The sequence below is a fragment of the Rothia sp. 32237D007AR genome, assembly GCF_053544675.1.
On sequence record NZ_JBPPUO010000009.1, the window covers coordinates 1 to 25,458 of the forward strand.

The 25,458-nt window shown below is 57.2% G+C and carries 19 protein-coding genes and 1 tRNA gene; 13 read left to right on the top strand and 7 right to left on the bottom strand.

Features of this window, described 5'->3' with window-relative positions:
• Positions 1-198: 198 nt before the first annotated feature.
• Complete coding sequence (locus tag ACED87_RS06770) at positions 199-1,635, bottom strand: HsdM family class I SAM-dependent methyltransferase (protein WP_449083671.1); 1,437 nt, start codon at positions 1,633-1,635, stop codon at positions 199-201.
• A 377-nt stretch (positions 1,636-2,012) separates the two neighbouring features.
• On the opposite strand from ACED87_RS06770, the gene hisI reads away from it, so the two are divergent.
• From hisI to ACED87_RS06820, 10 genes are all read left to right on the top strand, one after another.
• Entirely contained in the window at positions 2,013-2,411 is a 399-nt protein-coding gene (gene hisI / locus ACED87_RS06775) for a phosphoribosyl-AMP cyclohydrolase (protein ID WP_449083669.1), read from the top strand.
• 31 nt (positions 2,412-2,442) lie between these two features.
• Positions 2,443-4,011: an anthranilate synthase component I gene (locus ACED87_RS06780; protein WP_449089770.1), complete on the top strand. Its 1,569-nt coding sequence runs from the start codon at positions 2,443-2,445 to the stop codon at positions 4,009-4,011.
• Positions 4,012-4,635 (top strand): Trp biosynthesis-associated membrane protein, encoded by a 624-nt coding sequence (locus ACED87_RS06785; RefSeq protein ID WP_449089771.1) that lies wholly within the window; start codon positions 4,012-4,014, stop codon positions 4,633-4,635. It abuts the gene before it with no gap.
• A gap of 141 nt (positions 4,636-4,776) precedes the next feature.
• Positions 4,777-5,025 carry an HGxxPAAW family protein gene (locus ACED87_RS06790; RefSeq protein ID WP_449083662.1) on the top strand — a complete coding sequence of 83 codons (249 nt, stop codon included), beginning with the start codon at positions 4,777-4,779 and terminating at the stop codon, positions 5,023-5,025.
• Positions 5,026-5,067: 42 nt separating this feature from the next.
• Entirely contained in the window at positions 5,068-5,895 is an 828-nt protein-coding gene (gene trpC, locus ACED87_RS06795) for an indole-3-glycerol phosphate synthase TrpC (RefSeq protein WP_449083660.1), read from the top strand.
• Between the two features lie 95 nt (positions 5,896-5,990).
• A complete protein-coding gene (gene trpB, locus ACED87_RS06800) occupies positions 5,991-7,343 on the top strand; it encodes a tryptophan synthase subunit beta (RefSeq protein WP_449083659.1) in 1,353 nt (450 codons plus the stop codon).
• Positions 7,344-8,192, top strand: a complete 849-nt coding sequence (trpA, locus tag ACED87_RS06805) for a tryptophan synthase subunit alpha (protein WP_449083657.1) — start codon at positions 7,344-7,346, stop codon at positions 8,190-8,192.
• Positions 8,193-8,199: 7 nt separating this feature from the next.
• Positions 8,200-9,126 (top strand): prolipoprotein diacylglyceryl transferase, encoded by a 927-nt coding sequence (gene lgt / locus ACED87_RS06810; protein WP_449083655.1) that lies wholly within the window; start codon positions 8,200-8,202, stop codon positions 9,124-9,126.
• Positions 9,127-9,766: 640 nt separating this feature from the next.
• The gene (gltB, locus tag ACED87_RS06815; RefSeq protein WP_449083653.1) at positions 9,767-14,467 is read left to right on the top strand and encodes a glutamate synthase large subunit; all 4,701 of its coding nucleotides are present in this window, start codon (positions 9,767-9,769) and stop codon (positions 14,465-14,467) included.
• On the top strand, positions 14,460-15,923 hold the full coding sequence (locus ACED87_RS06820; RefSeq protein ID WP_449083651.1) for a glutamate synthase subunit beta: 1,464 nt from the start codon (positions 14,460-14,462) through the stop codon (positions 15,921-15,923). The genes gltB and ACED87_RS06820 overlap by 8 nt, the downstream gene beginning before the upstream one ends.
• A gap of 68 nt (positions 15,924-15,991) precedes the next feature.
• Here the strand turns inward: ACED87_RS06820 and ACED87_RS06825 are convergent, their stop codons facing one another.
• Both ACED87_RS06825 and ACED87_RS06830 read right to left on the bottom strand, forming a co-directional pair.
• Positions 15,992-16,549, bottom strand: a complete 558-nt coding sequence (locus ACED87_RS06825; RefSeq protein WP_449083649.1) for a flavodoxin domain-containing protein — start codon at positions 16,547-16,549, stop codon at positions 15,992-15,994.
• Positions 16,550-16,551: 2 nt separating this feature from the next.
• Positions 16,552-17,142, bottom strand: a complete 591-nt coding sequence (locus ACED87_RS06830) for a flavodoxin domain-containing protein (protein WP_449083648.1) — start codon at positions 17,140-17,142, stop codon at positions 16,552-16,554.
• 254 nt (positions 17,143-17,396) lie between these two features.
• On the opposite strand from ACED87_RS06830, the gene pyk reads away from it, so the two are divergent.
• The gene (gene pyk / locus ACED87_RS06835) at positions 17,397-18,866 is read left to right on the top strand and encodes a pyruvate kinase (RefSeq protein ID WP_449083646.1); all 1,470 of its coding nucleotides are present in this window, start codon (positions 17,397-17,399) and stop codon (positions 18,864-18,866) included.
• 351 nt (positions 18,867-19,217) lie between these two features.
• Here pyk and ACED87_RS06840 read toward each other — a convergent pair.
• Positions 19,218-19,297: transfer RNA gene (locus tag ACED87_RS06840), tRNA-Leu, on the bottom strand.
• Positions 19,298-19,532: 235 nt separating this feature from the next.
• Between ACED87_RS06840 and ACED87_RS06845 the strand changes: the two genes are divergently transcribed.
• Positions 19,533-20,147, top strand: coding sequence for an ANTAR domain-containing response regulator (locus tag ACED87_RS06845; protein WP_449083644.1), 615 nt, complete (start codon positions 19,533-19,535; stop codon positions 20,145-20,147).
• 132 nt (positions 20,148-20,279) lie between these two features.
• Here ACED87_RS06845 and ACED87_RS06850 read toward each other — a convergent pair whose 3' ends face one another.
• The 3 genes from ACED87_RS06850 to ACED87_RS06860 form a co-directional block, all read right to left on the bottom strand.
• On the bottom strand, positions 20,280-20,450 hold the full coding sequence (locus tag ACED87_RS06850) for a hypothetical protein (protein WP_449083642.1): 171 nt from the start codon (positions 20,448-20,450) through the stop codon (positions 20,280-20,282).
• A gap of 24 nt (positions 20,451-20,474) precedes the next feature.
• Positions 20,475-21,743: a dicarboxylate/amino acid:cation symporter gene (locus ACED87_RS06855; RefSeq protein ID WP_449083641.1), complete on the bottom strand. Its 1,269-nt coding sequence runs from the start codon at positions 21,741-21,743 to the stop codon at positions 20,475-20,477.
• A 129-nt stretch (positions 21,744-21,872) separates the two neighbouring features.
• Positions 21,873-22,301, bottom strand: a complete 429-nt coding sequence (locus ACED87_RS06860; RefSeq protein ID WP_449083640.1) for a PaaI family thioesterase — start codon at positions 22,299-22,301, stop codon at positions 21,873-21,875.
• Positions 22,302-22,420: 119 nt separating this feature from the next.
• Between ACED87_RS06860 and polA the strand changes: the two genes are divergently transcribed.
• A complete protein-coding gene (polA, locus tag ACED87_RS06865) occupies positions 22,421-25,240 on the top strand; it encodes a DNA polymerase I (protein WP_449083638.1) in 2,820 nt (939 codons plus the stop codon).
• The last annotated feature ends 218 nt before the right edge of the window (positions 25,241-25,458 follow it).

Below are 25,458 nucleotides of genomic sequence, written 5' to 3' on the forward strand. Positions count from 1 at the left end.
CTCATATTTTTGCCGCGGGTGGGGCCGTTGTCTAGTTGGTGGGTGTGGGGTGCGTGTCTACTTTTGAATAAGCCTCATTATTTAAGTCAACGGGTGTAGCCCATGGTATCTCACCATTCCAGTTTTCCTCAGCTGGTGTGGGCGTTCCTCCGTTGATGATTTTTACGATACGTTTAAGCTGGACTCTAGGCGCTGCCATTAACCTAGCACCTCTTCCAGTCTTTTCTTGATTCGGCCCAGCACCTCGTTCAGGTCGCGGTCAATCTCCTCCAGGGAGCGCGGCGGAACATACTCGTAGAAGTGGCGGGTAAAGGGAATCTCCGCCCCCTCCTTAGTCTTAGGCTCATCAATCCAGGCATCAGGCACAAAGGGCTTTACCTCGCGCTCCAGGTACTCATGAATATCCTCGCCCCAGGGCACATTCTCAGTATCGCGCAGGCTAGCGTCAGCCACCGGCTTCTTAGCCTTCATCACCACTTCAGCGGATTCATCGCGTTCAGCCAACTCATCCACCAACTTAGTCAAAGCCGCAGGCTTCACCAGGGCACCGGCGTCCGCAAACACCTGCAAAAGCTCAGCCTTCACACTGGCCACATCAGCACCAACAACACCAGCCTTGCTCTCAACCAAAGCAGCAAGCGAAGCCCGCACAGCGGCGTCCTCACCCTCAGCCAGCTTGAGCTTGCCAAACTCCTTAGAAGCTAAGAGCCGCTCGACCCGCTCAGCAGTAAAACCCCAATTCAAACGCAAAGGGCGCTCCACCGTAATCGTGCGGTACATAAACTCCTCACGATCAAAAACCTTAGACCGCTTATCATCAGCAGCATCAAAAGCAGCATAGAGGCGGGTAATCTCAGCAATCTGCTCCTCACTCAGGCGCTTCCGCTTAGACCCCACCGACTTACGCATCTTCTCAAACATATTCGTCGCGTCAATCAGCTGAACCTTACCCCTACGCTCAGCCTTCTTCTGCTTATTCAACACCCAAATATAGGTAGAAATACCGGTGTTATAGAACATGTCAGTAGGCAGGCCAATAATTGCCTCAAGGTAGTCCTGGTCCAAAACCCACTTACGAATATTGGACTCACCAGAACCCGCGCCACCCGTAAAGAGGGGAGAGCCATTCAACACAATAGCCCCGCGGCCACCCACCTGGGCAACACCATTGCTAGCAACCCTCGGCTCATTGAGCTTAGAAATCAGGTGCTGCAAGAAAAGGAGCGAACCGTCAGAAACCCGGGGTAAGCCAGCACCAAACCGGTCTGTAAAACCCTGGTTCTTATGTTCAGCCTCAACCACAGCCTTAGCGCCCTTCCAGTCCACACCAAAGGGCGGGTTGCTCAGCCCGTAACGGAAGGTGCGGTTCTCAAAGGCCGGGTCAGTCAGGGTATTACCCAGGGCGATGTTATCAACGTCCTGGCCCTTAACCACCATATCCGCCTTACAAATCGCATAGGACTCGGGGTTGAGCTCCTGGCCCAGCAGACTTACATCGGCAGTGGGGTTCAGCTGGTGAATCTTATCGTCAGCCTCCGACAGCATACCGCCGGTGCCAGCGGTGGGATCATAGACCGGCCGGGCAATATAATCAGTGCGCAAATCTTCATCATCAGCCAGCAGCAGGTTAACCATCAGCTCAATGACCTCACGCGGGGTAAAGTGCTCACCGGCAGTCTCATTCGAATAATCTGACCGTACTGATGCTGCTTATAGGTACCGCGCAACACATCAGCCACATTCCAAATGAACTGAGAATAGTTCAAAGAAGACACACAAGCCCCTCAACATCAGCAAAATAATGGTTCCCAATAAAAACCAATAATACCCAAGGAACATTCAGGGCAGATGAAGTACAGCTCTTGTGTCTCACCTGCTAGAAGACCCCCGTGGAAGAAACCGGTCAGCACAGTAACAACCTGACCGGCAGGCGGAGCAAACACAGTGTGAACGGTAGGGGAGTAGCCCGGCACTTTCTGCCCAGCCCCACCGCTGCCATCCGCTAGGATGGAATGGTGAACACACCAGCACCCAGCGCCGCCGAGGGCGCTTCACTGCCCGCCGATATTGCTGCCCGCCTCAAACGCGATGAGCACGGTCTTTTTGCCGCCATTATCCAGCAGTACGACACCCGCGACGTGCTTATGCTCGGCTGGATGAATGACGAAGCCCTGCACCGCACCCTCACCCAGGGGCGGGTGACCTTCTGGTCCCGCTCCCGCCAAGAATACTGGCGCAAGGGCGATACCAGCGGCCACTACCAGTACGTCAAAAGTGTCAGCATCGACTGTGACGGTGATGCCCTACTCCTTGAGGTAGACCAGGTGGGGGCCGCTTGCCACACCGGCACCACCACTTGTTTTCAAGCGGGCGGGCAGTTACCTGCTGTGACCGGCGTCCGCCCCGAATAGTCCTATAGCCACACCAGAACCAGAGGAAACCATGCACGACTTGGGAATCGTCGAACCGACCTTAGAAGAGTTCCGTGAACTAGCTGCCAGCTGCCGCGTCATCCCGGTGCGCGTCAAAGTTCTCGCCGATGCCATGACCCCCATCGGCATCTACCGTTCCCTGGTCGCCGCCGACGGCACCCCCGCCCCCGGCACCTTCCTACTGGAATCAGCTAACGAACAAAAACAGTGGTCCCGCTACTCCTTTATCGGGGCCTCAAGCCGCTCCACCCTCACCACCAAGGGCGGGCAGATCCTCTGGCAGGGGATTACGCCCTCCGGCGCGCCCACCGAGGGCGACCCCGTTGAGGCTATCCGCCAAACCCTTGAGATGCTACACACTGAGCCGCTTGATAACCTGCCCCCGCTCACCAGCGGCCTGGTCGGCTACATGGGGTGGGATGTAGTGCGCCACTGGGAGAAACTGCCCGGCGGCCCAGCAGACGACGTTAACCTGCCCGAGTTCGCCCTGAACATCGTCTCAGATATGGCTGTGCACGATAACGCCGACGGCACCGTCACCCTGATTGCTAACGCCATCAACTTCAACGGCACCAGCGAGAACGTTGACGCCGCCTACGCCGATGCGCTCTCTCGTGTGCAAGCCATGATGGGTAAACTGGCTCAGCCTGCCCCCGAATCTGTCTCAACCCTCAGCGGCACGGCGGACGTCCAGGCGCAGGTAGCGCAGGTCAAACACACCTGGGCAGAACAAGGCTTCCTAGATGCTATTGAGAAGTCCAAGAAAAACATTATTGACGGCGACGTCTTCCAGATCGTGATTTCCCGCCGTTTTGAGGCTGAAAACCGGGCCAGCGCACTGGATGTTTACCGGGTGCTACGCCAGTCCAACCCCTCACCTTATATGTACCTCTTTAACTTTGAGTCCACTGAGGATGGTGAGCCCTTCCAGATTGTAGGCTCCTCACCTGAGGCTCTGGTCACTCTTAAAGAGGGTACTGCCACCACCCACCCCATTGCCGGGTCGCGTCCGCGCGGGGCAACCCGCGAAGAGGACCTTGCCCTGGCTGAAGAGCTCCTGGCTGATGAGAAAGAACGCTCTGAACATCTCATGCTCATTGACCTGGCCCGCAACGACCTCTCCCGCATCGCGGTTCCCGGTAGTGTCAATGTCACCCAGTTCATGGAAATCGAGCGTTTCAGCCACATCATGCACATCTCATCTGAGGTGCAAGCCCAGCTGGCTGAGGGCATGAACGCCTATGACGTGCTGCGGGTGGCCTTCCCGGCAGGTACTCTCTCAGGTGCCCCTAAGCCCCGTGCCATGCAACTTCTTGACGAATATGAGGTGAGCGCCCGCGGGGTCTACGGAGGTGTGTGCGGTTATTTCGACTTTGCCGGCAACATGGATATGGCCATCGCTATCCGTACCGCCGTGCTCAAGGGCGGGCGGGCTTACGTGCAGGCCGGTGCCGGTATCGTCATGGATTCAGTGCCGGCCTCTGAGGCCCAGGAAACCGTGAATAAGGCGGCAGCGCCCCTGCGTGCTGTGCTCACCGCATCGGGCCTGGCCCCACTTTCTGCTGAGGTGGCTCACTAGATGGGTGAGCCGCAGGCCCCCGCTACAGAGGCTTCCCCCACCCGCCCAGTACCGGGCTGGGCTGCACCTGCCCGCGTCATGCTAGGGTGCCTAGCTGTTGCTGCCGCAGCCTTTGTAGCTACCCTACCTACTTGGGTGCGTACCCAGGTGAGCACCGTGGTCTCCACCTCTACCCTGCACATTTCTGGGGCGGACGCTGCCCCCACCGTCTCTGCTCTAGCACTGGTTGCCCTGGTGGCCTCCGTGGCCCTGCGTATTGCCGGGCCCAAACTGCGTAAGGTACTGGCTCTAGCCCTGGTGGGCGTGGGGGTGGGTCTGGCGGTTGCCGCTTTCGGTGTGCACGCCGACCCGCAGGCTGCCTCGATGGCCCAGGTCAGTGCAATCACCGGCACTAACGCCCCCGCAGACTCCTACGCCGTGACTGCCTTGCCGCTGCTGGCGTCCGCCTGTGGAGTGCTGGTGGCCCTGGCCGGGGTGTGGGCTTTTGCCGCCACCTCCTACTGGAAGACCAAACGCACATACGACCGCTCCGCCGCCCGGGAAGCCCGCCAAGCCTCTGCCCAAGAACCAGACGACATTGACACCTGGGACTCCCTGAGTGAGGGTAAAGACCCTACTGCCTAGCGTATTTTGAGGAAATCTAGGGGCCTGCCGCCTCAAAGGCTGGGATAAAGACAGCACTATCTCATAAGATAGAAACAAGCACCCGTGTGCTCTGCCCCAGGTACCGGCAAGCGCACGCCCACACAGTACAAGGAGACTCACATGGCACAGCAGACCGTTGAGATGGTCCCCGACCAGCCCTACAACAACCACGGCAACACCACCGCCTCATGGGCCATGGTCGGCATCATGATCGCCGGTGCTGTTATCGGTGCAATCGGCTTTTGCATCTCAAACACCCCCATCCTCATCGTCGGTATCGCAATTATTGCTATCGGCCTTGTCACCGGTGTCGTGCTCCGCGCAGCAGGCTACGGCCAAGGCGGCAAGCACACCAAGTACCACCACTAAAAACCAACCTGCGCCGTCCGCGCACCAGAACCAAGGGGCACCATGACCGTACTAGACGACATCATCGTAGGCGTCCGCGAAGACCTCGAAACCCGCCGCGCCGCCCAGCCACTTGAAGACCTCAAAAAGCGCGCAGTAGCCCAAGCCCCAGCCCTCGACGCCCTAGCCGCCCTCCGCGGTGCCCAAGCTAGCAGCGTCGAAATTATTTCTGAAGTTAAACGCTCTTCCCCCTCCAAGGGTGCCCTCTCAGCTATCCCAGACCCCGCCCAGCTGGCTGCCGCCTACCAGGCCGGGGGAGCAACTGCTATCTCCGTGCTCACCGAAGAACGCCGCTTCAAAGGCACCCTAGCCGACCTTGACGCCGTCCGCGCCGCTGTGAGCATCCCAGTCTTGCGTAAAGACTTCACCGTCGACGAATACCAGATTTGGGAGGCCCGCGCCCACGGCGCCGACCTCATCCTGCTCATTGTCGCAGCCCTCGATGACGCCACCTTACGCCGCTTCCTCGACCTCACCCACCAACTGGGCATGAACGCCCTAGTAGAAACCCACACCCCTGAAGAAATTGAACGAGCCATCGCCCTCGGTGCCCGCATCGTAGGTGTAAACGTGCGCAACCTCAAAACCTTAGAAGTTGATAACAATAACTTCAGCGCAATGGCCCCCCTGCTGCCTGCCGATGCCATCATCGTCGCCGAATCAGGGGTAGCTAGCCCCCAGGACGTCGCTACCTACGCCTCCCACGGTGCCAAGGCTGTGCTTGTGGGCGAGGCCCTGGTCAAATCAGGCACCCCCACCGAAACCCTACGCGAATTCCGTGCCGCCGGTGCCCAAGCACGAGAAACCTGGCTGGCCGCCGCATCAGCCTAACCCCCGCCAACCCACCATTTGCTGGGCAGGGCGCCTACCGGCGTCCGCCCAGACCACCAGACATTCACCGATTAGCCCCACAGAAGGGAAACCCCATGACTGAAACCCTGGCAGAACAATTCCTAGCCTCGGGCCAAAGCCTCAAAAACGCCCCCGGCCCCTACTTCGGCAAATACGGTGGCCGTTACATGGCAGAATCCCTCATCGCCGCCATGGACGAGCTCGAAGAAACCTTTGAAAAAGCCAAACTCGACCCCGAATTCATCGACGAGTTCCGCCGCCTCTCAGCCGAATACTCCAACCGCCCCTCCCTGCTCACCGAAGTACCCCGCCTCTCAGAAGCAGCCGGGGGAGTGCGCTTCTTCCTCAAACGCGAAGATCTCAACCACACCGGCTCCCACAAAATCAACAACGTCATCGGCCAGGCCCTACTGGCCAAGCGCATGGGCAAGACCCGCCTCATCGCAGAAACCGGCGCAGGCCAGCACGGTGTCGCCACCGCCACCGCCGCCGCCCTCTTCGGCATGGACTGCGGAGTCTACATGGGCGAAGAAGACACCGAACGCCAAGCCCTCAACGTAGCCCGCATGCAGCTACTAGGTGCAACCGTCATCGCCGTACAGACCGGCTCACGCACCCTCAAAGACGCCATCAACGAAGCCTTGCGCGACTGGGTCTCTAACGTAGATACCACCCACTACCTCCTAGGCACCGCAGCCGGCGCCCACCCCTTCCCCGCCATGGTGCGCTACTTCCACGACGCCATCGGCACCGAAGCCCGCCAACAGTTCCTCGAAGCCACCGGCACCCTACCCACCGGCATCGCAGCCTGCGTAGGCGGCGGCTCCAACGCCATCGGCCTCTTCCACGCCTTCCTCGATGACGCCAACGTCAAAATCTACGGCTTCGAAGCAGGCGGCGACGGAATCGACACCGACCGCCACGCAGCCACCATCAACCTAGGTCGCCCCGGCATGCTCCACGGCGCCATGACCTACCTCATGCAAGATGAAGACGGCCAAACCATCGAATCCCACTCCATCTCAGCAGGCCTAGACTACCCCGGCGTCGGCCCCGAACACGCCTACCTCTCAGACATCGGCCGCGTAGACTACCAGGCTGTCACCGACACTGAAGCCATGGAGGCCCTACGCCTACTCTGCCGCACCGAAGGCATCATCCCAGCCCTCGAATCGTCCCACGCGCTCGCCGGTGCCCTGCGTGTTGCTCAAGAATGGGCCGCGGAAGACCCGGCTACCGCCCACGAAAAGTCCATGATTGTCTGCCTTTCAGGCCGCGGCGATAAAGACATGGAGACCGCCCTCAAATGGTTTGGCCTGGGTAAAGCTATCCCCTCAACCAGCCTGAATGTGGGGAATAAAGAAGCCGCGGCAGAAGCCACCGCGCAGAATGATGAAACCGCGCAGAACGAAAGCAAGGGTGCCTAAATGAGCTACATGGATTTTCAGGACGAGGCCCGCTACTCGGTGCGTAAGGGCATTTTCCCTGCCCCCAACCCCGATTCTCAGCTGGCCGCCCGTTTGGCTGACTGTAAGGCCCAGGGCCGTGCTGCCCTGATTGGTTACCTGCCGGTGGGCTACCCCAGTGTTGATGAGTCCATTGAGGCTGCTATTGAGATGGGCCGTAACGGGGTCGATATTATTGAGCTGGGCTTGCCCTACTCAGACCCTGTGATGGACGGCCCTGTGATTCAGCGGGCCACTGTGGAGGCCATTGAGAAGGGCTTCCACACCGATGATTTGTTCCGTGCTGTGCGTGAGATTACCGCTGCTACTGATGCGGTGGTTCTGGTGATGACCTACTGGAACCCTGTGCTACGCCGCGGTGTTGATCTCTTTGCCCAGCAGCTTGCTGAAGCTGGTGGTGCGGGTCTGATTACCCCTGACCTGGTGCCTGATGAGGCCGCTGACTGGTTTGAGGCTTCAGAGAAGCACGGCCTTGACCGTATTTTCTTGGCTGCTATTTCTTCTAGCCCTGAGCGTCTTTCTCTGATTTCTCGGGCTTCGAGCGGTTTCGTTTATGCTGTGTCGGTCATGGGTGTGACCGGTGCTCGTTCTTCGGTGAACACTGCCGCTGAGACCCTGGTCGCTGATTTGCGTGCTGCCGGTGCCCCTGCCGCCTGCGTGGGCTTGGGTGTGTCCCGGCGTGAGCATGTTGAAGAAATCGGTGCCTATGCGGACGGCGTGATTGTGGGTACTGCTTTGGTGAAGGCCTTGGCTGAGGGCGGCCCGGCTGCTGTGGGTGCCTTGACTCGCCAGCTAGCTGGCCGCGAGTAGGGCTTCTATGGTGGCTTCTACTGTCTTGGCGTCGATTCCTTCGCCGTCCGTTTCTGCTTTTGAGCTGGGCCCTTTGACGATTCATTTCTATGCCCTGTGTATTCTGGCGGGCATTGTGGTGTGCCTGTGGCTCACTGGCCGCCGCTGGGCCGCCTGGGGTGAGGACCCTGAGCGTGTGTGGGATGTTGCCATGTGGGCTATTCCTGCCGGTATTGTTGGTGCCCGTCTTTACCATGTGCTGATTACCGACCCTGGCTCTTATTTTGGTGAGGGCGCTGACCTGCTTGATGTGTTCAAGATTTGGGAGGGTGGTATCGGTATTATGGGTGCGATTTCTGTCGGTGGCTTGGGCGCCTGGTATGCCTGCCGCCGCTATGGTATTTCGCTCCCTAAATTTGCGGACGCCGCCGCCCCCGGCATCATGATTGCCCAGGCGCTGGGCCGCTGGGGTAACTGGTTTAACCAGGAGCTTTTTGGCAGGCCCACTACCTTACCGTGGGGCCTGGAGATTTCGGCAACTTCACCTAATTTTCCTGACCAGTACCCTGTGGGGACGCTTTTTCACCCCACCTTCCTCTATGAGTCCTTGTGGAACCTACTTGGTGCTGCCTTACTGATTGCCCTGGGCCGCCGCGGGGTATTCCAGATGGGGCAGATTTTTTGGGCTTATGTCACCTGGTATGGGTTTGGCCGTCTCCTGATTGAGTGTTTCTTACGCATTGATACTGCTGAGATGCTGTGGGGTGTGCGTGTTCATGTGTGGACCTCTGGCGCGGTCTTGTTGTTGGGTATTCTCATGTTCGCGCTCATGGGTGCCCGTGCGCGCAGGTGCGGGGAGCTGCCCGGTGCTTACCGGCAGGGTTCTTCTGGGTCCGGCTTTTCCCGGCCGGGTAGGGACGAGCCCGCCCCGGCGTCCGTCCGTTCCGGCAACTAGCGCACAAGCATAGAAACCAATCCGCATTTATTCTGAATAGTCCGCAACTAGTTGCGGGTAAACCAGAATAAGTGCGGATTATTTTGTGGCTTGGTGCCGTGCTGCTCTGTCTGTTTCTGCCCAGGCCCCTATCTCAAATAGCAAGATGTGGGGCTATTAAAGAGTTTCATTTTGTCTCTTTGGCCGCCACCAATAATTGAATTATTACGATAATTATTCATGACCTAATTCTATTTTTCCTTGGCTGAGCGGGGAAGTCCTGAGGTGACACTCGGCTCTAAGCCTCTATTTAACAGGGAAGTGAGCTGTCGCGGCGGTAACCAGAGGCTGGGTGAGCTGTTGAATCTTTACACGCAGCGGTGTATAAATTTACACATACGTAACGAAACCTCTTACGACTGATGGAAGTTTTACCTCGCCGCCTATCCGAAGGCGGGGTTGCCCCTAGTGCAGGAACCCCACCCTGGCGTCCTGCGGCTATCGTCTGTTCCATTACCGTAATGAGGCAACCACCGACATCTTGTGCTGCAAAGGAGCGGCTAAACTACCAGCGCCCTGATGCCCCACCCCCGCTCCTGCGCGCCAGCCGTTTAGCCCTGCCCACCGGCACCTGAGCCCAACGTAAGTAGGAACGGCCCACATGAGTCACACCACGCTCGGCAGTGCAGTCAACGCCGATAAGACCTTCACCCAGGACCACCACACCATCGGGCACGCCCCTTCACCTTTCACCACATTCGCCTCCATCCCCGATGCCACTGGTCTTTACAACCCGGAGAATGAAAAGGACGCCTGCGGCTTGGCCATGATTGCCACCCTGCGCGGCACACCGGGCCACGACATCGTTGATCACGCCCTGACCGCTCTGCGCCGTCTAGAGCACCGTGGTGCTGTGGGCGCGGACGAAGGTACCGGCGATGGCGCTGGCATTTTGCTACAGATTCCTGACGCTTTCTTGCGTGAGGTCGTCGATTTTGAGCTGCCGGAGCTGGGCAAGTATGCGGTAGGTACCGCCTACCTACCCACCAATGGCGAGAACGCAGATGAACTCAAGGAGGGGCTAACTCAGATTGCTCAGCGTGAGGGCCTGCGTGTACTGGGTTGGCGTGAGGTGCCGGTTAAGGCTGACATTGTTGGTAAGGCCGCCCGTGCGGTCATGCCATATTTTGTGCAGATGTTTATCGCAGAAGCCTCCGGCGAAGACCTGGACGCTGTCAATGCCCCCTTCACCGGGCACATTCCCGTCATTAACCTGGACGAAGATTCAGAGCGCCGCCAGCTCGATCAGAAGGCCTTCCGGGTGCGTAAGCGCGCCCAGCGCAAACTTGGCGTCTACTTCCCCTCCTTCTCTTCACGCACCATCGTGTATAAGGGTATGCTGACCACCGCCCAGCTTGAGCCTTTCTACCCGGATCTGTCCGACCCGCGTTTTGCGACCAAGCTGGCCATTGTTCACTCGCGTTTTTCGACCAACACTTTCCCTTCGTGGCCGCTGGCTCAGCCTTTCCGCACTATTGCCCACAACGGTGAAATTAACACGGTCAAGGGTAACCGCAATTGGATGCGCGCCCGCCAGTCTCAGCTTAAGTCCCCGGTGCTGGGCCGTAACCCTGAAGAGCTTTTCCCTATCTGCTCTGTAGGTGCCTCTGACTCTCAGAGCTTTGATGAGGTTGCTGAGCTGCTCATGCTCTCTGGCCGCTCAGCGGCGCAGGTGTTGATGATGATGGTCCCTGAGGCCTGGGAAAACCACGAAACCATGGACGAGGACCGCCGCGCCTTCTACCGCTACCACTCTTCTCTCATGGAGCCCTGGGACGGCCCTGCTGCCATTGCTTTTACGGACGGCGATAATGTCGGCTCCGTGCTGGACCGTAACGGTTTGCGCCCTGGCCGCTACTGGGTGACCGATGATGGCCTGGTTATTCTGGCCTCTGAGGTGGGCGTGGTTGATATGCCCGAAGAGAAGATTGTTGAGAAGGGCCGCGTCTCACCGGGCAAGATGTTCTTTGTGGACACTAAGGCAGGACGCCTGGTGCCCGACGAAGAGGTTAAGGCAGCAGTTGCCGCCGAGCAGCCCTGGAAGCAGTGGGCTGATGAGAACATTGTTGATTTGGCTGACCTGCCTGACCGTGAGCACATTCGTGCCTCTCGACAGTCAATTCTTAAGCGTCAGCAGACCTTTGGGTACACTGAAGAAGAGCTGCGTAAGATTCTGGCGCCCATGGCTAAGACCGGTGCTGAACCCATCTACGCTATGGGTACAGACACCCCCATTGCGGTGTTGTCCTCGCGTCATCGTCTGCTCTTTGACTACTTTGTGCAGTCCTTTGCCCAGGTCACTAACCCGCCTTTGGATTCTATCCGTGAAGAGCTGGTGACTAGCCTGAAAACTTCCATTGGTGCTAATGGCAACCTGCTGCGTAATGGTCGAGTAAAGGTGCAGCATGTGGGTCTTGACTTCCCTGTCATCAATAATGATGAGCTCGATAAAATCGCCCACATTGAGGATGAAGATGGCATGCCTGCTGCCCTTAAGGTCAGCGGCCTCTACCTGGCTAATGGGGGAGAGGAAGCACTGCGTAACCGTATCGCTGAAATCTGTGAGAAGGTTTCTGCTGCGGTTGAGCGTGGCGTGCAGTTCCTGATTCTTTCAGACCGTAACTCTAACGGTGCTTGGGCGCCCATTCCCTCCCTGCTGCTGACTAGCGCCGTCCACCACCACCTGTTGCGCTCTGCTACCCGCACCAAGGTTGCCCTCATCGTTGAAGCCGGTGATGTGCGCGAGGTTCACCATGTTGCCACTCTGATTGGCTATGGTGCTTCGGCTGTTAACCCTTACCTGGCTATGGAGTCGGTAGAAGAGCTGGTTGCTCAGGGTGAAATCACTGGTGTCACTGAGGCTGAGGCTGTCTATAACCTCATTAAGGCCCTGGGTAAGGGTCTGCAGAAGATTATGTCCAAGATGGGTATTTCTACCGTCTCCTCCTACTGTGGTGCCCAGACCTTTGAGGCCCTGGGCCTGTCCCAGCAGGTTGTTGACCAGTTCTTCACTGGAACCCACTCCCAGATGGACGGTGTGGGCTTGGACGTTATCGAAGCTGAAACCCGCAAGCGTCACCATGATGCTTACCCCGATGACGGCGTTTCTGTGCCGCACCGGGCCCTGGAGACTGGCGGCGAATACGACTGGCGCCGTGATGGTGCACCCCACCTCTTTAACCCTGAGACGATTTTCCGTCTGCAGCACTCCACCAAGACCCGCAACTACGACCTGTTCAAGTCTTACACTCAGCTGGTCGATGATCAGGCTAAGGACCTGATGACTCTGCGCGGCCTCTTCACCTTCACCCAGGATCGCACCCCCATCGATATTGATGAGGTTGAGCCTGTCAGTGAGATTGTGAAGCGTTTCTCTACCGGTGCTATGTCTTATGGTTCTATCTCTCAGGAGGCTCACGAGACTCTAGCTATCGCCATGAACCGCCTAGGCGCTAAGTCCAACACTGGTGAGGGCGGTGAGGACGTTGACCGTCTGCTTGACCCCGCCCGTCGTTCTGCTATTAAGCAGGTAGCATCTGGGCGTTTTGGTGTCACGTCCCTTTACCTGACTAACGCTGATGACATCCAGATTAAGATGGCTCAGGGCGCTAAGCCTGGTGAGGGTGGCCAGCTCATGGCCCAGAAGGTTTACCCCTGGGTGGCTAAGACCCGCCACTCGACTCCTGGTGTTTCGCTAATTTCGCCGCCTCCTCACCACGATATTTACTCTATTGAGGATCTGGCCCAGCTCATTTATGACTGCAAGCGCGCTAACCCTGCCGCCCGTATTCACGTGAAGCTCGTCTCTGAGATGGGCGTGGGCACGGTGGCAGCAGGTGTCACTAAGGCTAAGGCTGATGTTGTGCTGATTTCTGGGCACGATGGTGGTACTGGTGCGGCCCCCCTGAACTCTCTTAAACATGCAGGTGCCCCCTGGGAGCTGGGCCTGGCTGAAGCCCAGCAGACCCTCATGATTAACGGTTTGCGTGACCGTGTGGTCGTTCAGGCTGATGGTCAGCTCAAAACCGGGCGTGATGTCATTATTGCTGCCCTGCTCGGTGCTGAAGAGTACGGTTTTGCTACCGCACCTCTGATTGTTGAGGGCTGCATTATGATGCGTAAATGCCACCTGGATACCTGCCCGGTGGGTGTGGCCACTCAGAACCCTGAGCTGCGGTCCCGTTTTACTGGCAAGGCCGACCATGTGGTGAACTTCTTCGAGTTCATTGCAGAAGAAGTGCGTGAATACTTGGCTCAGCTTGGCTTCCGCACCCTGGATGAGGCTATTGGCCATGCTGAGCTGCTTGATATGTCTCAGGCTATTGAGCATTGGAAGGCTGATGGGCTGGACCTGTCTAAGGTACTGACTTCAACTGCTGTTGAATACCAGGGCCAGGGCATCCGCCACCTGAAGGATCAGGATCATGAACTTGACCAGCACATCGATAACACCTTCATTGCGGCAGCTCAGCAGACCCTGGGCGACCGCACCCCGGTTGTTATTGACTCGCAGGTGGTGAACACTGACCGCTCGGTAGGTACCATGTTGGGCCACGCCGTCACGAAGACTTTCGGTATTGATGTGCTTGACCGTGATTCCATCACCTTGAACCTGACCGGTCATGCGGGCCAGTCTTTGGGTGCTTTCTTGCCTGAGGGTGTCACTATTCGCCTGACTGGCGATTCTAACGACTATGTGGGCAAGGGTCTTTCTGGTGGCCGTATTATTGTGGCTCCGGACGCCGCTGCCCCCTTGGTTGCCGAGGAGAACGTGGTAGCCGGTAACGTCATCGGCTACGGCGCAACCAGTGGTGAGATGTTTATCCGCGGTCTTGTGGGTGAACGCTTCTTGGTTCGTAACTCTGGTGCAACCGCTGTGGTTGAAGGCATTGGCGATCACGGGTGTGAATACATGACTGGTGGCCTGGCTCTGATTCTGGGCGCTACTGGCCGTAACTTTGGTGCAGGTATGAGTGGTGGTATCGCCTACGTGCTTGACCTGGATATGGCTAAGGTCAATAAACAGTCCCGTGAATCAGGTGAGCTGACTTTCCTTGAACTGAATGAAGAGGATCGTTCCACTGTCGCCCAGCTTTTGACCAGCCATCAGGCTGAGACCGGCTCGCACCTGGCGTCTGCCCTGCTGGAAGACTTGGAGGGTACTTTCGCCCGCATCACCAAGGTATTCCCGCGCGACTTTGCCGCCGTACTAGCTATCCGTGCCGAGGCTGCTGCCGCCGGCGAAGACACCGAATCTATGCAGGTTTGGAACAAGATTTTGGAGGTGACCGCTCGTGGCTGATCCCCGCGGTTTTCTGAAAGTAACCACCCGTCAAGACCGTCCTAAGCGCCCCGTGCCTGTGCGTATTCTTGATTGGAAGGAAGTGCAGATCGCCCAGAACTCAGCGGTTCTTAAGACTCAGGCCTCCCGCTGTATGGACTGCGGTGTTCCTTTCTGTCATGTTGGTTGCCCCCTGGGTAACCTGATCCCGGAGTGGAATGATTTGACCTGGCGTGAGCAGACTGAGAAGGCTGTTGAGCGTCTGCACGCGACCAATAACTTCCCTGAGTTCACTGGGCGCGTCTGCCCGGCTCCTTGCGAGAGCTCGTGTGTGCTGGGCATCAACCAGCCTGCGGTGACCATTAAGCAGATTGAGTATTCGATTGCTGAACAGGCCTTTGAGGGCGGCTTCATTGAGCCGATTATGCCTGACCGTATGCTTGATAAGACTGTGGCCGTGGTTGGTTCTGGCCCCGCCGGTTTGGCTGCTGCCCAGCAGCTGACCCAGGCCGGTTTCACGGTGGCTGTCTTTGAACGTGACGATAAGGTCGGTGGCCTGCTGCGTTACGGCATCCCCGATTTTAAGCTGGAAAAGCAGATTGTGGACCGCCGTATTGAGGTCATGGAGGCTGAAGGCACTCGCTTCCGCACTGGCGTTGAAATTGGTCAGGACATCACCTGGGATGATTTGAAGCGCCGCTACGATGCTGTCATTGTGGCTACTGGTGCTACTGCCCCCCGCGGCCTGTCTATCCCCGGTGCTGACTTGGAGGGCGTTCACTACGCCATGCCTTATCTGACCGAGGCTAACCGGGTTGTTGCAGGTGAGGTGGAGACTCCCAGCATTAATGCGGCCGGTAAGCACGTTATTGTGTTGGGTGGTGGTGACACCGGCTCTGACTGTATTGGTACTGCCGTGCGTCAGGGTGCTGCTTCTATTACTACCTTGGCTATTGGTGCTCAGCCCCCGGCTGACCGCGCTGACCATGAGCCTTGGCCCATGTTCCCCAAGGTCTTTGAAGTATCCTCCTCCCACGAGGAAGGTGGTGAACGCAAGTACCTGGCCTCCACCGTCGAATTTGTGGGGGAGAACGGTCAGCTGACCGGCCTGAAGGTCGCTGAGACCGAGTACCTGCCTGATGGTCGCCGTGCACCTAAGGCTGGAACTGAGCGCGTGATCCCTGCTGACCTGGTTTTCTTGGCTTTGGGCTTCACCGGCCAGGAGAATGACGCCATTACCGCCCAGGCTGGTGCAGAACTTGATCGTCGCACCAATGTGGCCCGCGATGAGAACTACATGACCAATGTGCCTGGTATTTTCTCCTGCGGTGACGCCGGGCGCGGCCAGTCCTTGGTTGTTTGGGCTATCGCTGAGGGGCGGGCCTGTGCCGCAGCCGTTGAGAAATACCTGACTGGTTCTACTGAGCTCCCTGCGCCGGTAGCTCCCTCAGACCGGGCTATCGACCTGGCCCTCTAAACTGAGTGAAATAGACACCGGGCAGGTAGACTCATTACTTCTGTGAGTCTACCTGCCCGGTGCTTTTCTTATGCTAGGGCAGCTACTGCCTGCACGAGAGGGGTAATCTGCTCCTTGCTAGAGTAGTCCACGGTTTTTTGGGCGAAGCTCTCTAGCATCTGCTGGTTAGCCTCAGACTTTTTGGGCAGGGCCGCAATCGCTGAGCGAATCCCTACCATCACGGTCTTGTGCTTGAAGGATAGCCGGGTGTGGTCTAAGCCGCCGCGCAGATGAAAGGTGCCCAGGGCGTCCTTCACCAGGGCCTCACCCAGGTTTCTCGCCAGCAGGGCATCGAGCTTCTGCTGGCTAGCCCCTTCTAGGCCACTGAATGAAACAGTGAAGAGGGCAAAGGGCTTGGCCTTGAGCTTCTGGTCGTACTTTTTGAGTTCTTGCGCCCCGGTGAGAAACCCGCCGTAGTCGCTCAGACCTGCTACGACTACGTCCGCCCCGTCTAGGGCAGGCTTGGTGAGCTGCTCTAGGGGCAAGAGGTGGAGGGCAAACTGCCCTTCAAGCTGCTGACCGGCCCAGCGGGCGTACTGCTCGGTGTAACCATACTGGCTACCGTAGGCAATCAGGAGCGTCTTCATGGTTAGGAGGCGGCGATATCGGTGAGGTAGGTTTCGACTTCAGCAACCAGGGGGGCAATCCATTCGCGGTTGGTGTGGTCAGCCCCGCCGTTTTCGAAGGCTTCAATAAGCTGCTTGTCGTATTCGTTCTGCTTGGGCTTGAGCTTGTAGGCGGTCTTGACGCCGGCCAGGGCGGTCTTGTGCAGGCGGGTCATTTCGTTCATTTTGAGGCCCCCGCGGAAGTGGAAGGCGGGGCGGCCGCCTGCAACATCGGCCTTGTAGCTCTTCATGACGCGCTCATCCAGGTAGGTGCGGGGGTAGAGTTCGGTGCCGTTGAAGGAAACAGTGTAGAAGACACGGTGGGGAACGGTGAGCATAGCTTCGCGGCGCTTGCGCAGAGTGGGGGCGCCGGTGAGGAAGCCGCCCAGGTAGCTAGCGCCTACGATGAGCACGTCCGCTGCTGTGATCATGTCGTCGGTAGCTTCGGTGGAGGGGCAGAGGGTGACCTGGGGGGCGGACGCGTGGGCGCGCAGGTCTTCTGCAATCCACTGGGCGTAGCGTTCGGTGTGGCCGTAGGTGGAGCCGAAGAGGATAAGGACGTTGGGGGTAGTCATGAGCAGTCTTTCGTCAGGTTGTAGGTAAGTTGCTAGCTTAGTCTTCCGCATTCAGGATACGCCTCTGGGGCGGGTGCTCTCAAAGGTGACAAGCAAGATGACACATTTGTTTGTGTGAAGCAACGTATAATGAGGCAGTGGACACGTTGGTTTCACAGCCCTCTCCACAGAGGCTGGTTAGGGGCGGTCAGCAAACCGCTACTAACAGAAACCACGCCATGGTTCTCAGACCCCTACATACCTAAGGTTGATTGATGAGACGCGCAAAGATTGTTTGTACTATTGGCCCCGCAATTTCTGCACCGGAGAAAATTGCAGCGGCTATCGAAGCGGGCATGAATGTTGCCCGTCTGAACATGAGCCACGGTGACCATGAGGTACACACCAACTCATACACAACCATCCGCGAGCAGGCTGAACGCCTTGGCCGCAATGTCGCGATTCTCGCAGACCTGCAGGGCCCCAAGATCCGCCTAGCAACCTTCAAGAACGGTGCAGAAATTCTTGAACCTGGCGACACCTTCAAAATCACCATTGAAGATGTCGAAGGCACCAAAGAAATCTGCGGCACCACCTTCAAGGGCCTCCCCGGGGACGTTAACCCCGGCGATACCCTGCTGGTTGATGACGGCAAGATCCGTCTTGAAGCTATCGAGGTTGATGAGACTACCGTAACCACCCGCGTCATTGTGGGCGGCCCTGTTTCTAACAACAAGGGCATTAACCTGCCCGGTGTTGCTGTTTCTATCCCTGCCCTGACTGAGAAGGACGAGCGCGACCTGCGTTTTGCCCTGAACTTGGGCGTCGATATTATCGCTCTTTCGTTCGTGCGCTCAGGTGACGATATTCAGCGTGTTCACGAAATCATGGCAGAAGAAGGCCGCAAGGTTGCTGTTATCGCCAAGATTGAGAAGCCTCAGGCTGTTGAGAACCTGCAGGATATTGTCGATAAGTTTGACGGTATCATGGTGGCCCGTGGCGACCTGGGCGTGGAGTTCCCCCTCGAAGAAGTGCCCCTGGTGCAAAAGCGCGCCATTGAGCTGGCTCGTCGCTGGGCAAAGCCCGTTATTGTGGCAACCCAGGTGCTAGAAACCATGATTCAGAACCCTACCCCCACCCGTGCAGAAGCATCAGACTGCGCTAACGCTATTCTGGACGGTGCCGATGCGGTTATGCTCTCTGGTGAGACCTCAGTGGGTAAGTACCCCATCATTACCATTCAGACTATGGCCCGCATTATTAAGTCCACCGAAGAGCGTGGCCTCTTCCGTGTGCCTGAGCTGGGTACTTCACCTAAGACCCGTGGCGGCGCTATCACCCGTGCGGCGGTCAATATTGCTGACCAGTTGGATGTTAAATATATTGCTAGCTTCACCCAGTCTGGCGACACTGCCCGCCGTCTGGCCCGCCTGCGTCCGGCTAAGCCTGTGCTGGCTTTGACCCCTGAGCCTTCTGTGCGTGCTTTCCTTTCTTTGCTGTGGGGTGTTGAGGCTGCGGTATCACCCACTGCTAAAGATACGGACGAGATGACAGCTGCAGTTGACCGTTACATGCTGGCTAATGGCCTGGCAGAAGCTAACGATTTGATTGTGATGGCTGCCGGTTCACCTCCCGGCGTTGCCGGTTCAACTAACACTGTTAAGGTGCACCGTGTGGGCGACCTTGATGACGCTGGTGCTGTGCTGCCTGAGGCCCGTGAGCAGGTCTGCCCCTACACTGACTAGGTTTTTACCTGGTCTTGGTGTCTAACTGTTGGGTGGGGTGGTCCTTTGTCATATAGGGGTAAAGTTACCTATTTGATTGATAAATGTACTTTAACCTGCCTAATAGGTGTAGACTAATTATTGGTGGTTCAAGACCGGACAGATGGTTTTGGAACGAACCACCGTAGGAACCACAAGATCAGAGCCAAGCTCCGGTCTTGTATCCACACCGGCCCGCCTGCTCCATCGATGGGGCAGGCGGGTTTCGTGTGTGTAGGGGAGTACTTGAGGGGTCAAAGGCTGCCGCATTGTTGTGAGATAAAAGAAAAGCCCCCGACCTGGAATGTTGTACCAGGCCGGGAGCTTGTTGTGTGCCCAAGGTGGGACTCGAACCCACACTCCGAAGAACCGCATTTTGAGTGCGGCGCGTCTGCCAATTCCGCCACTTGGGCAAGTGCGAAAGCTCTTCTACAATACACTGTTTTACCTGCCGAACGCCAATCGGCGTATTTTTCCTAGAAGTAAGGGGCTTTGCTCTACTATGATGGGAGTCGAAAAGGGTACGCACCGTCACCCCGTCCATACGGGCTTAGAGGGGTGCGAGCGTGCGAAAATAGAACAGCGAACTTTTTACACAACGAGCGAACTTTAATAAGGTTAACGCTGAAACGACCTAAGGAGCAGGGTATGTCAGAGCAGACCACCCAAGAGCCCGAGAACCACGATCAGCAGCCCGCGCGCACCGTCGTCGTCGCTGAAGACGAGGCCTTGATTCGCCTCGATATCGTCGAAATGCTCAAAGATCAGGGCTTTAAGGTCATTGCCGAAACCGATAATGGCAAAAAGGCTGTAGAGCTAGTTGAAGAGCACCGCCCTGACCTGGTGCTCATGGATATTAATATGCCCATTATGGACGGTATTGAAGCCGCCGGGCAGATTAACGAGCAGCAGCTGGCCCCGGTCGTCCTTCTGACTGCTTTCAGTCAGAAGGAACTCGTGGACCGTGCAGCTGAGGCTGGGGCCATGGCCTATGTGGTCAAGCCTTTTACCCCTAATGATTTGATTCCTGCTATTGAGGTGGCTATTAGCCGTTATGAGCAGATTCGTGCTCTTCAGGATGAAGTCACTAACATCAAGGACCAGTTTGAGACGCGCAAACTGGTCGATCGGGCTAAGTCCTTGCTCATGACCAAGATGGGTTTGAGTGAGCCTGAGGCTTTCCGCTGGATTCAGAAGACCTCTATGGATCGTCGTCTCTCTATGCGTGATGTTGCTGAAACTATTGTGAAGCAGGTGCACTAGGCTAAAGGCTCACCGCCTATAGTCAAGCCCGCCCCAGCCTAGGCTGGGGCGGGCTTGACGTTTTAAGGGTGTGGGTGCCTGCCGGTGGGGTGGGGCCCTGCGGGGCTGGCTGCTGCCACCCCGCAGAGGGTGCTAGAGGGAGCCTTTATGGCTGCTCTTGGTACCGATACCCCAGAGCGTGACGGCTGTGCTCAGGGCGAGGATGGCCCACCAGAGCCCGCCCTGATTCAGGGCAGTGATGGCGAAGATGATGGTAAGAACTAAGAAAATGTTACCGATCAGTTTTCGGGTGTGAGCGCTCATGGGGGGCCTTTCTTCTCGTAGCGGTTAGTGGGCTGCTGCCAGGCTGCCTTGGTGTTCGTCAGACTCGGGTAGGTCCTCCTCGTTCGCACCGAAGTTTTGAGCTACGCGCTCGGTCAGTGAGGCGATGGCGGCGTCGCCGGTGACGTTGGTGGCGGTGCCGAAGGAGTCCTGGGCCAGGTAGAGGGCAATCATGAGGGCAATCATGGACTCGTCGAAGCCCAGCATGGACTGCAAGAGGCCGATAGCGGTCATAACAGCGCCACCGGGCACACCGGGGGCTGCAACCATCATGAGGCCCAGTACCAGAACCACAGGGATCATGGCGGTGAAGCTCAGGGAGCCGCTGGTCATGTAGACCACGGCCACTGAGCAGGAGGTAATGGTGATCATGGAGCCGGAGAGGTGGATAGTGGCGCACAGGGGGATAGCGAAGTCCACGATCTTGCCCTTGATGCCCACCTTCTTAGCGGAGGCCACGGTCACGGGTATGGTGGCTGCTGATGACTGAGTGCCGATAGCGGTGAAGTAGGCAGGGAGCATGCCGCGCAGCATGGTGAGGGGGTTGCGCTGGGAGGTGGCACCGGCGACGGTGTACTGGATAGCCAGCATGACCCAGTGCAAGATGAGCACCATGATGAAGACCTTACCGAAGACAGCAAGAATCTGGCCGACCTGCCCTGCCATGGTCATATTGGCGAAGACACCAACGATGTGCACCGGCAGGAGGGGGATAATGACGTAGGCCAGGAGCTTTTCGATGATGGTCTGGAAGTCCTGGAAGAGGACCAGCATGTTCTTACCCTGTAGGGCGGTGATACCTAGACCCATGATGAAGGCCAGAATCAGGGCGCTCATGACCGACATGATGGGGTCAAGGGTGAATTCGATGTAGCCAGCAGAGAGAGCTTCTTCAGGGTTCTGGAAGGCGGTGAGCTGCTGACCTTTAAGGATGATGGGGTAGAGGAAGTAGGCTACACCCAGAGCTAGGAAGCCTGCTGCGATGGAGGAAATGTAGGAAAGGGCTACGGTGGTGCCCAGGAGTTTGCCTGCGCCCTTAGCGAGGGAGCCGATGCCGGGCACGATGAAGCCGATGATAATTAGCGGAATCGCGAAGCTGAGGAAGGCGCTGAAGACGGTGGAGAATGAAACAAAGAGTTGAACGACGAAGTCGGTGGGGATAGCTGACCCTAGGGCGTCGTTGATGCCGGAGATGAGGCCGGGGGTGAAGGCTCCAATGAGGATACCGCCGATGATTGCGACGATAATCCACACGAGCAGAGGAATCTTTTTCATGGGGTTCCTTGGGGGTATGTGTGGTCTGGGTGCGATTGCACAAACTGCTAGTTTAGCAGGACGCCGGAAGCCCCGGCCCTGTCCCGTCCTGCCCCGCCCTGTCCTAGCCTGGGGCGGCGACTGCCTTGGCTAGGGCAGGTCGATAATGTTGTTGGTGATGCGGGCTGTGGCCACGAGCTTATGAGCCTCATCGGTGATGTCAATGGCGTGTACGCAGACGGTGCGGCCCAGTTTGACAGCCTTACAGGTGGCGGTGACAGTACCTGACCGCACAGAGCGCAGGTGGGTAATGTTCAAATCCACCCCTACAGCCGCCTTGTTCTGGTTAGCCACTGAAAGATAGGCAGAAAGTGAGCCTACGGTTTCAGCAAAAGCAGCAGAAGCGCCACCGTGCAGTAAGCCCATGGGCTGGGTGTTCCCTTCAACTGGCATGGTGGCAATGGTCAGTTCGGGGGAGGCTTCGATGATGGTGATACCGAGTTTTTCTGCCAGGGCCCCTGAGCCTCGTTCTTCTAGTATCTGCTGGTAGTTGCTGCTCTGCTGGGTTTGCTTACTCATGGTCTCTTCCTGGGTTGGTTTTTCTGTGCTGGTGGGCTGGTATGTGCTCTCTATGGTAGAGCAGGGGAGAATTGTGAGGCTAGGTTGGTTTCAGGGCAGACGGTAGGATGGTAGGCGTGATGACTAGACCTGAAACTTCTGCCCCTGCACCCGGTAAACTCATGCTCATTGATGGGCACTCTTTGGCTTTCCGCTCCTTTTACGGCACCCCGGTGGATGTCTTTGTGAACGCTGAGGGCCAGCACACTAATGCGGTTCATGGCTTCCTTTCGACCCTGATTTTACTGATTAAAAATGAGCAGCCTAGCCATATTATTGTGGCTTTTGATTTATCAGGTGGTACTTTCCGCACTGAGGAATACGGCGAGTACAAGGGCGGACGAAATGAGACACCGCAGGAGTTTCTGGGCCAGATTGAGCTGATTCAGAAGGCCCTGGCGGCCCTGAATATTCCGTCGGTGACCCTGCCCCGTTATGAGGCGGACGATATTGTGGCTACCTACACCCGTCAGGGGCGTGAAGCTGGCTTTGAGGTGCAGATTGTTTCAGGTGACCGTGATGCCTTCCAGCTGGTGAGTGATACTGTCACGGTGCTCTACCCGGTGACGACCGGCCCCACTAAGGGTATTCGTTATATGACCCCGGCGGCTGTGGAAGAAAAATATAAGGTTGCCCCTCACCTTTACCCTGATTTGGCTGCGCTGACCGGTGAGCAGGCTGATAACCTGCCGGGTGTGCCCGGTGTGGGCCCAGGTTTTGCCGCCAAGTGGATTAACGAGTACGGCGATTTGGCTGGGGTGTTAGAGAACGCCGATAAAATTAAGGGTAAGAAGGGTGAGGCCCTGCGTGAGCACATGGACGATGTGGTGCGCAACCGCCGCCTTAACCGCTTGGTTGATGATCTTGAGCTGCCCGTTGCTCTTGAAGAGGCTACAGGCTATGGCCCCAAGAGTGAGGAACTTGAAGAACTCTTCGATTACCTGGAGTTCAACTCTATTCGCAAGCGTGTAGCTGAACTGTTTGATGGGTTGAGCCAGCTAGCTCCTGCCCTTGAGATTACTGTTGATGCTGTAGAAGTGCTAGAGAGTGCGGAGTCTTTTGGTGCTTTCCTTGCCTCTGCCCCTGATGCGCTGGGTGCGGTTGAGCGTGCTGCTGAGCTGCCTGAGCGTCTAGCCCAGGCTCTTACCCTGTGGCCTGTGGTCGATGAAGAGGCCAGGGAGAAGGGGCTGGCCCACGGCCAGGCCTTGCATGGTCTGGTGCTGGTTGCCGGTGCCCGCGTTGCCTACCTGGGTTTTGAGAAGCAGGCGGACGGCGTCCGCGCAGCTCTCGGTGACTGGTTGGGTGATGCGAGCGCCCCTAAAATTATCTTCGATGTGAAGCAGACCTATAAGTCTCTTGCCGCTTATGGGTTGCCTCTGGCAGGTGTAGTGGAAGACCCCATGCTTTCTTCTTATGTGTGTGGTTTTATCCCTACTGCCCGCCGCCGTGGCCACCGTGAGATGTTAGAAGATTTGACCCGCGACTATCTGCGTCAAACCTACCCGGCTGCCCCGCAGCAGCAAGAGCAGGGGGAGCTTTTCTCCTTGGAGCCTGCGGTTGATACGGCTTACCAGGGTCTGCTGGGGCGCTTTGTGCAGGAGTTGGCGTATGCTTTGCACCTTGATCTGGTGGCTAAGAACCAGTTGGGTCTTTATGAGGAAATTGAGTTGCCGGCTGCCTCTGCCTTGGCCCGCATGGAAATTGCTGGTGTGGCGATTGATGCTCATGCTATCTCAGAGCTCAAGAGCTACTATGGTGAGCATGTTACCCGCGCCACCGATGCTGCTTATGAGATTTTGGGGCATGAGGTGAATCTTTCCTCACCTAAGCAGCTGCAGGGCGTCCTTTTTGATGAGCTGGAGTTGCCGACCACCCGCAAGCTCAAGAGTGGCTATTCTACTGATGCTGATTCTCTTGCAGGGATTTTGGGGCAGGTAGATTCTGAGAGCCGGGGGGCCTCTTTTCTCGGTGAGCTGCAAACCTACCGTGATTACACCAAGCTTAAGCAGACCGTTGAGGGGTTGCGTAAGGCAACTGCAGCAGATGGGCGTATTCACACCACCTACCAGCAGAATGTGGCTGCTACTGGTCGTCTTTCATCAACTGACCCTAACTTGCAGAATATCCCTATTCGGACTGAAGAGGGGCGGAAGATTCGTGATGCTTTTGTGGTGGCACCTGAACCGGTTGAGGGCACCGATTACACTACCTTGCTCACCGCTGACTATTCTCAGATTGAGATGCGCATTATGGTGCATCTGTCTGATGATGAGGATCTGATTGCCGCCTACCAGGCGGGGGAGGATTTGCACCGTTATGTGGGTTCTGAGGTGTTTGGGGTTGCCCCTGAGGATGTCACTGCCCAGATGCGCTCTAAGGTCAAAGCTATGAGTTATGGGCTAGCTTATGGTCTTTCGCCTTTTGGCTTGTCTAAGCAGCTGGGTATTAGTGTTGATGAAGCGACGAGTTTGCGCAGCAACTATTTCCAGCGTTTTGGTAGGGTTGGTAAGTTTTTGCGTTCTATTGTCCGTGAGGCTCATAAGACTGGTTACACTGAGACCATGTTTGGCCGCCGCCGTGCTCTGCCTGATTTGGCGTCTTCTAACCGTCAGCGTCGTGAGGCTGCTGAGCGTGCTGCCTTGAATTCGCCTATTCAGGGTACGGCTGCTGACATTATTAAGATTGCCATGATTAATATTGATGAGCGTTTGCGCCGTGAGAATCTGGCGAGCCGTATCTTGTTGCAGGTTCATGATGAGCTGATTCTTGAGGTGGCCGCAGGTGAAGAAAAAGCTGCTGAGGCTATCTTGGTGGAAGAGATGAGTGGGGCTACTTCTTTGCGTGTACCTCTTGATGTGCAGGTTGGGTGGGGTCGTTCCTGGCATGAGGCGGGGCATTAGTAAGGGCTGCGGTGGGGGTGCGGACGCTGGGGCAACACACCCGGGTGCGGGGTAAGACCAACATCACCTCACTTTCCCGTGAACATGCGGTGAAAACGCCCACCAAAGCATTGACCGGCACCTGTGTGCCCCCTAGACTTGAATCTGTGCGTGTACAGTGCTCGCTCCGGCGTCCGCACGGCACTCGCACATCATATTGTCCGTATCAACGCTCAATA

Excerpts from the sequence above, each read along its gene's own strand:
- ACED87_RS06770 (WP_449083671.1), bottom strand. The coding sequence starts at position 1,635 with ATGGTTAACCTGCTGCTGGCTGATGATGAAGATTTGCGCACTGATTAT.
- hisI (WP_449083669.1), top strand. The coding sequence starts at position 2,013 with ATGGTGAACACACCAGCACCCAGCGCCGCCGAGGGCGCTTCACTGCCC.
- ACED87_RS06780 (WP_449089770.1), top strand. The coding sequence starts at position 2,443 with ATGCACGACTTGGGAATCGTCGAACCGACCTTAGAAGAGTTCCGTGAA.
- ACED87_RS06785 (WP_449089771.1), top strand. The coding sequence starts at position 4,012 with ATGGGTGAGCCGCAGGCCCCCGCTACAGAGGCTTCCCCCACCCGCCCA.
- ACED87_RS06790 (WP_449083662.1), top strand. The coding sequence starts at position 4,777 with ATGGCACAGCAGACCGTTGAGATGGTCCCCGACCAGCCCTACAACAAC.
- trpC (WP_449083660.1), top strand. The coding sequence starts at position 5,068 with ATGACCGTACTAGACGACATCATCGTAGGCGTCCGCGAAGACCTCGAA.
- trpB (WP_449083659.1), top strand. The coding sequence starts at position 5,991 with ATGACTGAAACCCTGGCAGAACAATTCCTAGCCTCGGGCCAAAGCCTC.
- trpA (WP_449083657.1), top strand. The coding sequence starts at position 7,344 with ATGAGCTACATGGATTTTCAGGACGAGGCCCGCTACTCGGTGCGTAAG.
- lgt (WP_449083655.1), top strand. The coding sequence starts at position 8,200 with ATGGTGGCTTCTACTGTCTTGGCGTCGATTCCTTCGCCGTCCGTTTCT.
- gltB (WP_449083653.1), top strand. The coding sequence starts at position 9,767 with ATGAGTCACACCACGCTCGGCAGTGCAGTCAACGCCGATAAGACCTTC.
- ACED87_RS06825 (WP_449083649.1), bottom strand. The coding sequence starts at position 16,549 with ATGAAGACGCTCCTGATTGCCTACGGTAGCCAGTATGGTTACACCGAG.
- ACED87_RS06830 (WP_449083648.1), bottom strand. The coding sequence starts at position 17,142 with ATGACTACCCCCAACGTCCTTATCCTCTTCGGCTCCACCTACGGCCAC.
- pyk (WP_449083646.1), top strand. The coding sequence starts at position 17,397 with ATGAGACGCGCAAAGATTGTTTGTACTATTGGCCCCGCAATTTCTGCA.
- ACED87_RS06845 (WP_449083644.1), top strand. The coding sequence starts at position 19,533 with ATGTCAGAGCAGACCACCCAAGAGCCCGAGAACCACGATCAGCAGCCC.
- ACED87_RS06850 (WP_449083642.1), bottom strand. The coding sequence starts at position 20,450 with ATGAGCGCTCACACCCGAAAACTGATCGGTAACATTTTCTTAGTTCTT.
- ACED87_RS06855 (WP_449083641.1), bottom strand. The coding sequence starts at position 21,743 with ATGAAAAAGATTCCTCTGCTCGTGTGGATTATCGTCGCAATCATCGGC.
- ACED87_RS06860 (WP_449083640.1), bottom strand. The coding sequence starts at position 22,301 with ATGAGTAAGCAAACCCAGCAGAGCAGCAACTACCAGCAGATACTAGAA.
- polA (WP_449083638.1), top strand. The coding sequence starts at position 22,421 with ATGACTAGACCTGAAACTTCTGCCCCTGCACCCGGTAAACTCATGCTC.